A 6635-nucleotide genomic window follows, 5' to 3' on the forward strand; every position below is an offset into this window, starting at 1 on the left:
TGGGGGGGGTTTTTGTTGGGGTCGCCGGGGGGGGGGGGGGGGGGTTGTTGCGGGGGCGGGGGTGGCGTTGGGGTTGGGGTCTGTTTGGGCGTTGGGGTGGGGGTTGGGTTGGTGGTTGGGGCCGGAGTCGGGGTCGGCGCGGTTGGCGTCGGCGTTGGCGCGGTCGGCGTAGTCGGGAGGTCCGGGGTCGGCGTCATTGGCGTCGTCACGTCCGGGGTCGGCGTCATCGGCGTCATTGGCGTCGTCACGTCCGGCATCGTCATGTCCGGGACCGTCATGTCCGGTGTCGGCACGGTCGGCGTGGGTGCGGGACCGGGACCGGGCGTGCCTGGCACTGGCACTGGCGTCGGCGCCGTCGGAAACGGCGTTGGCACGGCCGGTGTCGGCACGACTACCGGCGGGGCCGATACCCCGGTGGGAATCGCGGAGCTTTCACCGCCGCCACCGCAGCCTGCCAGCACGGCGCCGGAGAGCAGGGCGGTGGCCGTCGTGGCCAGCCTGACACCCGAAATCGATTCATCGCCAGCAACATCAAGCTGGATGGTTGACATGATGGCGTCGACGCCAGCGTCATCCTCGACACCTGCGTCGAGTAGTTGTTGCTTTTGCATGAAAGTGTTCCCGGTGTGTCCACGACCAGAGATAATAAGTGATTAGTGGAAACAAATAAACGTCATGTTTTGTTTATTTTGTAACAAACGTGCGATTTTCACCTTGTTTGCAACACTGTTTCAGGCTTTTAGGTGTAAAGGCGTTGGCATATGAATATGAGGGTTCATCAGCCGCCTTGCACAAATTGAATCATTGGGCGCCGCACCTGGCGACGCCCATGACGCTGTTCAGCGGCTGGGGCCGAACGGATCGTCGATCGAGTGCGCCGGTTCGGTGAACCACTTCGGTCCCGTGGCAGTCATGTAAAAGTGGTCTTCATGGCGCACGCCGAACTCGCCCGGGATGCAGATCATCGGTTCGTTCGAAAAGCACATGCCCACGGCCAGCGGCGTGCTGTCGCTGCCGACCAGGTAGGGCCACTCGTGGATATCCATGCCGATGCCGTGGCCGGTGCGGTGCGGCAGGCCTGGCAGCTTGTAGCCGGGACCGAAACCGTTCGCTTCGAGCGAGGCGCGCGCGGCGGCATCGACCTCGCGGCACGGCACGCCCAGTTGCGCCGCAGCGAAGGCGGCCAGCTGCGCCGCCTTCTCGGCATTCCACACGAAGCGCTGGCGTTCGCTGATCTCGCCGAACACATAGGTGCGGGTGATGTCCGAAATGTAGCCATGCACCTGGCAGCCGGTATCGATCAGCACCACGTCGCCCGCTTTCAGGGTTTGCGCATAACTGACGCCGTGCGGATACGCGGTCGCCTCGCCGAACAGCACGATGCAAAAGTACGATCCCGGCGCCCCCACCTTGCGGTGCGCACGCGCGATGAAGTCGCTCACCTCCACCGTGGTGATCCCTTCGTGCAGGATGGCGGCGGCGGCCTTGTGCACTTCCAGGGTCATGTCCTTCACACGCTGCATCAGCGCGATTTCGGCGGGCGACTTGCGCGCGCGGCAGAACGCCGTGACGCTCTTGGCGTTTTCCAGCGCGTAGCCGGCGGCCAGCGGGGCAATACCGTCGGCGATGAAGAACGCGGCGCTCTCGCAGATGCCGATGCGCGGCGGACGTGCCGGATCCGGCTTGACGCCCATGCGCCCCAGCACGTCGATGAACAACTGGTAGGGGCTCTCGTGCTCCTCCCAGCAATTGACCTTGCCCTTGACCAGCATGAAGTCGGTCAGCGAGCCTTCCTCGAACACCGGTGCGATGTATTCCAGCGCGCCGACGGCCGGCAAAATGGCGCCGACCATGCGTTCGCTGGCATACCACTTGGTGCCGGTGAAGTAGCGCATGTTGGTGCCTGCGTTGAGGAACACCGCGCCGATGCCCTGTTCCACCATGAAGGCCTGGGCGCGGGCGATGCGCTCTTCGTGTTCCCGCTGGCCGATCGGGGTCATGCCGCCGGTCATGTCGGACAGGGCGGCCAGCGCCTCGTCCATGGTTTTACCGCCGATGTTCAATGCGTTCATTGTGCTCATTTCTTTTTCGCGTCTGCGTCGCTGTCGGTTGAAAAGTTCAGTTCGGGCGTGCTGTCGTCATCCTTCTTGCCGGCCTCGCCGGACGGCAGTTGCAGTGGTTCGGTGTCGGCCGCCGGCGCGTCGATCTTCAGTTCGATCGATTCGTTCATGTCCACCTTTTTCTCGACCGAGACCAGGTGCGGGAAGGCGATAATCAGGCAAACCATGATCACCTGGATCACCACGAACGGGATCGCGCCCCAATAGATATCGGACGTCTTGACCTCTTTCGGCGCCACCGATCGTAAATAGAACAGCGCGAAGCCGAACGGCGGATGCATGAAGGAGGTCTGCATGTTCACGCCCAGCAGCACGCCAAACCAGATCAGGTCGATGCCCAGCTTGTTGGCCACAGGGCCGACCAGCGGCACCAGGATGAAGGCCAGTTCGAAGAAGTCGAGGAAGAAGGCCAGGATGAAGAACATGGCGTTGACCACGATCAGGAAGCCGGTCACCCCGCCCGGAAGGCCGGTCAGCAGGTGCTCGACCCACAGGTCGCCGTCCACGCCGCGAAACACCAGCGCAAAGACGGTCGAACCGATCAGGATGAACATGACGAAGCACGACAGGCGCGTGGTCGAGTTCATGGCTTGCTTGAGCAAGCTCCACGACAGGCGGCCGTTGAGGATCGCCAGCAGGATGGCGCCCATCGCGCCCATGCCGCCGCCTTCGGTCGGGGTGGCGATGCCGACGAAAATCGTGCCCAGCACCAGGAAGATCAGCGCCAGCGGCGGCACCAGCACGAACACCACTTTTTCGGCCATGCGCGAGAGCAGGCCGAGTTTGAACTTGCGGTTCGCCAGCGCGAACGCGAAGGCCAGCGCCACGCCGGCCGAGGCGGCGTACACGCCCAGTTCATCCTTGCCCAGTTGCGGGTGGCTGGCGCCCCAGACCCAGGCGAAGGCATACGACACGGCGACCGTGCCGATCACCATCAACAGCAACGACGTTGCGCCGCTGTCGCCGTTAGGCTCGCTCAGGTTGCGCGCTTCGGGCGGCAGCGCCGGCACATGGTGCGGCTTGAAGATCGACAGGGCCAGCACATAGCCGGCATACATCGCGGTGAGCATCAGGCCGGGGATGAAAGCGGCCTTGTACATGTCGCCCACCGACTTGCCCAACTGGTCGGCCATCACGATCAACACCAGCGAGGGCGGGATGATCTGGGCCAGGGTGCCGGAAGCGGCGATCACGCCGGACGCGAGGCGCTTGTCGTACCCGTAGCGCAGCATCACCGGCAGCGAAATGAGGCCCATCGAAATGACCGATGCGGCCACCACGCCGGTGGTCGCGGCCAGCAGGGCGCCGACGAAAATGACGGCATACGCCACCCCGCCGCGAATCGGCCCGAATAGCTGGCCGATGGTGTCGAGCAGGTCCTCCGCCATCCCCGACCTTTCCAGGATCAGTCCCATGAAGGTAAAGAAGGGGATCGCCAGCAGGTTTTCGCTGGCCATGATGCCGAAGATCCGGTTGGGCAGCGCCTGCAGCAGTTCGGGTTTGAGCAAACCGAGCTCGATGCCGACCAGGCCGAAAAACAGGCCGTTGGCGGCCAGTGAAAATGCGACCGGAAAACCCGATAGCAAGAAGATGACCAGCGCCCCAAACATGATGGGCGCCAGGTTGGCGATGATGAATTGTTCCATGTGTCCCTGACCGAAGTGGCTGTGTGCTGGATTGAAGCTTTAACCTTGCTGCTTTAACCGGATTAGCCGATGTTATTGGCGGCCTTGATTGCGTCGATCTCGTCCTGCGGCGTAGTGACCTGCTTGGAGAACGAGCTGGCGTCGATGCGTCCGGCCAGGTAGGCGACGCGCTTCATGATTTCGGACAGGCCTTGCAGGATAATCAGCGCAAAGGCGACCGGAATAAGCAGTTTGGCGGGCCACACGATCAGGCCACCGGCGTTGCTCGACATTTCGCCGCTCTCGATCGAGATGCGCGCGAAGGGAATGCTGTACCAGAGGATCAGCAGCGAGACGGGGAGCAGGAACAGCAGGAAGCCGACGATGTCGATCCAGACCTGGGTGCGTTTCGAAAAACGCCCGACGATGACATCGATGCGCACATGCTCGTCGCGCTTGAGCGTGTAGGCCGAGGCCAGCATGAACATGGCGCCATACAGGTACCACTGGACTTCGAGCCAGGCGTTCGAGCTGGTATGGAAGATATAGCGGATCAGGGCATTGCCGGCGCAGATGATCACTGCGGCCAGCAAGGCCCAACTGACGACGCTGGCGATCTTCTCGTTGAGAGTATCGATCGCGCGCGACAGCACGACAAAAAGTGACATGAGCATGGTGCTGTTATCTCCGGTAGTTTCAAACAATAAGTTCAAAAACAAGCACAGTCGCCGGCGTCTTGCGCGCCGGTCGGTTTAAATACAGGTCACTGCAGGTGCGGCTACCCGGCCAGTTGGGCGCGCACGCGGGCGATCGCCGCGCGCACCTGGCGCGGCGCGGTGCCGCCCACATGGTCGCGCGCCGCCACCGAGCCTTCCAGGGTCAGCACCGCGAATACGTCGTCGCCGATCAGGCTTGAGAATGCGCGCAGCTGGTCCAGCGACATCTCGGCCAGGTCGCATTTGAGGTCGTCGCAGGCCCGCACGGCGCGCGCCACGGCTTCGTGCGCGTCGCGGAACGGCAAGCCTTTTTTGACCAGGTAGTCGGCCAGGTCGGTCGCGGTGGCGTAGCCCTGCAGGGCGGCGGCGCGCATATTGTCCGGCTTGACCGTGATCCCGCCGGCCATGTCGGCAAAAATGCGCAGGGTGTCGACCAGGGTGTCGACGGTGTCGAACAGCGGCTCCTTGTCTTCCTGGTTGTCCTTGTTGTAGGCCAGCGGCTGGCCTTTCATCAGGGTCAGCAGGCTCGTCAAGTGGCCGTAGACGCGCCCGGTTTTACCGCGCGCCAGTTCCGGCACGTCCGGATTTTTCTTTTGCGGCATGATCGACGAACCCGTGCAGAAGCGGTCGGCGATGTCGATGAAGCCGACCCGTGGACTCATCCAGATCACCAGTTCTTCGGACATGCGCGAGATGTGCGTCATGACCAGGGCGCCGGCGGCGCAGAACTCGATCGCGAAATCGCGGTCCGAGACGGCGTCGAGCGAATTGTGGCAAACGTCGTCGAAGCCGAGCGTGCGGGCGACCCGTTCGCGGTCGATCGGGAAGGTGGTGCCGGCCAGTGCGGCGGCGCCCAGCGGCAGGCGGTTGACGCGCTTGCGGGCGTCCTGCATGCGTTCGACGTCGCGCCCGAACATCTCGACGTAGGCCAGCATGTGGTGGCCGAAGGTGATCGGCTGGGCCACCTGCATGTGGGTAAAGCCGGGCATGATGGTGTCGGCGTTCTGTTCCGCCAGGTCGGTGAGGGCGGCGCGCAGGCCGTTCAGCAGCACCACGATGTCGTCGATGGCGGTGCGGACGTACAGGCGGATGTCGGTCGCCACCTGGTCGTTGCGCGAGCGGCCCGTGTGCAGGCGCTTGCCGGCGTCGCCAACCAGTTCGGTCAGGCGTTTTTCGATATTCAGGTGAACGTCTTCCAGGTCGAGCAGCCATTCGAAGCTGCCGGCCTCGATTTCGCCCTTGATCTGGGCCATGCCGCGTTCGATTTCGGCGCGGTCTGCGGCGCTGATGATCTGTTGGGCGGCCAGCATTTCGGCGTGCGCGAGCGAGCCTTGGATATCGAACAGGGCCAGGCGTTTATCGAAAAAGACGGAAGCGGTGTAGCGTTTGACGAGGTCGGAGACGGGTTCTGAAAAGCGCGCCGACCAGGCTTCGCCCTTCTTTGAAAGTTGTGCGGTCATGTGAATAGTTCCTTTACGTTACCTGATTATAAACAAGGAAAGCGGGCTGCGGGCAATTCCTGTTGGGGGTTGTATGGGTGTTCCGAATTCGCGCGCGGGCCTTGCGCTCACGGCGAACGAAGGTAGAATTGTTTCTTTTCACGGGATGCGTCCAGCCATGTCCACTTTACAGATCAGTACCGACCGCTCGCAGCTCGATGTGCCGATGATTTATCGCTTTCTGAGCGAGCAGTCGACGTGGGCGGTGGGCATTTCGCGCCCGGTGGTCGAGCGTGCGATCGAAAATTCCCTGTGTTTCGGAGGCTATGTCGATGGCCGCCAGGTGGCGTTTGCGCGGGTGGTTACCGATTTTGCGACTTTTGGTAATTTGGTGGATGTCTTTGTGATTCCCGAATACCGCGGGCGCGGATTCAGCAAAGAGATCATGAAGGCGGTATTGGCGCATCCGAGTTTGAAGGGCTTGCGCAGATTGACCCTGGCGACGGGGGACGCGCATGCACTGTATGCGCAGTTCGGATTCACCGCGCCGCAGCGGCCGGAGTCGCTGATGGAGCGGTATTTCCCGAATATGTACGTGAGTTGATGGCCTCACGAGCGGACATCATCTGCTGTCGCTAACTTAAGAGCCGTGGGGTCCCCCCCAGCGCGGCACCCAACGAAGAAGGATTATCGAGCGCGGGGCCCCCCCAAGGGGTGGACACCCCCGGGCGCCCC

General features: G+C 62.7%; 5 protein-coding genes. 1 reads left to right on the forward strand and 4 read right to left on the reverse strand.

What is annotated here, in order from left to right; translation table 11 throughout:
- Positions 1–839: 839 nt before the first annotated feature.
- The 4 genes from F0185_RS33820 to argH all read right to left on the reverse strand — a co-directional run bounded on the left by F0185_RS33820 (position 840) and on the right by argH (position 5921).
- Positions 840–2081 carry a M24 family metallopeptidase gene (locus F0185_RS33820; protein ID WP_308625138.1) on the reverse strand — a complete coding sequence of 414 codons (1242 nt, stop codon included), beginning with the start codon at positions 2079–2081 and terminating at the stop codon, positions 840–842.
- Complete coding sequence (locus tag F0185_RS33825) at positions 2078–3766, reverse strand: TRAP transporter large permease (RefSeq protein ID WP_167233046.1); 1689 nt, start codon at positions 3764–3766, stop codon at positions 2078–2080. The genes F0185_RS33820 and F0185_RS33825 overlap by 4 nt, the downstream gene beginning before the upstream one ends.
- Before the next feature lie 62 nt (positions 3767–3828).
- The gene (locus tag F0185_RS33830) at positions 3829–4413 is read right to left on the reverse strand and encodes a TRAP transporter small permease subunit (protein ID WP_167233052.1); all 585 of its coding nucleotides are present in this window, start codon (positions 4411–4413) and stop codon (positions 3829–3831) included.
- A 110-nt stretch (positions 4414–4523) separates the two neighbouring features.
- Positions 4524–5921 (reverse strand): argininosuccinate lyase, encoded by a 1398-nt coding sequence (gene argH, locus F0185_RS33835; protein WP_167233047.1) that lies wholly within the window; start codon positions 5919–5921, stop codon positions 4524–4526.
- Between the two features lie 145 nt (positions 5922–6066).
- On the opposite strand from argH, the gene F0185_RS33840 reads away from it, so the two are divergent.
- On the forward strand, positions 6067–6504 hold the full coding sequence (locus tag F0185_RS33840) for a GNAT family N-acetyltransferase (protein ID WP_370664106.1): 438 nt from the start codon (positions 6067–6069) through the stop codon (positions 6502–6504).
- The last annotated feature ends 131 nt before the right edge of the window (positions 6505–6635 follow it).

Origin of the sequence: Massilia rubra, assembly GCF_011682065.1 — a bacterium.
In the GTDB taxonomy this organism is placed as follows: domain Bacteria; phylum Pseudomonadota; class Gammaproteobacteria; order Burkholderiales; family Burkholderiaceae_D; genus Telluria_A; species Telluria_A rubra.

What these genes read in the sequence shown, in the direction of transcription:
- F0185_RS33820 (WP_308625138.1), bottom strand. Translation starts at nt 2,081, where the DNA reads ATGAGCACAATGAACGCATTGAACATCGGCGGTAAAACCATGGACGAG.
- F0185_RS33825 (WP_167233046.1), bottom strand. Translation starts at nt 3,766, where the DNA reads ATGGAACAATTCATCATCGCCAACCTGGCGCCCATCATGTTTGGGGCG.
- F0185_RS33830 (WP_167233052.1), bottom strand. Translation starts at nt 4,413, where the DNA reads ATGTCACTTTTTGTCGTGCTGTCGCGCGCGATCGATACTCTCAACGAG.
- argH (WP_167233047.1), bottom strand. Translation starts at nt 5,921, where the DNA reads ATGACCGCACAACTTTCAAAGAAGGGCGAAGCCTGGTCGGCGCGCTTT.
- F0185_RS33840 (WP_370664106.1), top strand. Translation starts at nt 6,067, where the DNA reads ATGCGTCCAGCCATGTCCACTTTACAGATCAGTACCGACCGCTCGCAG.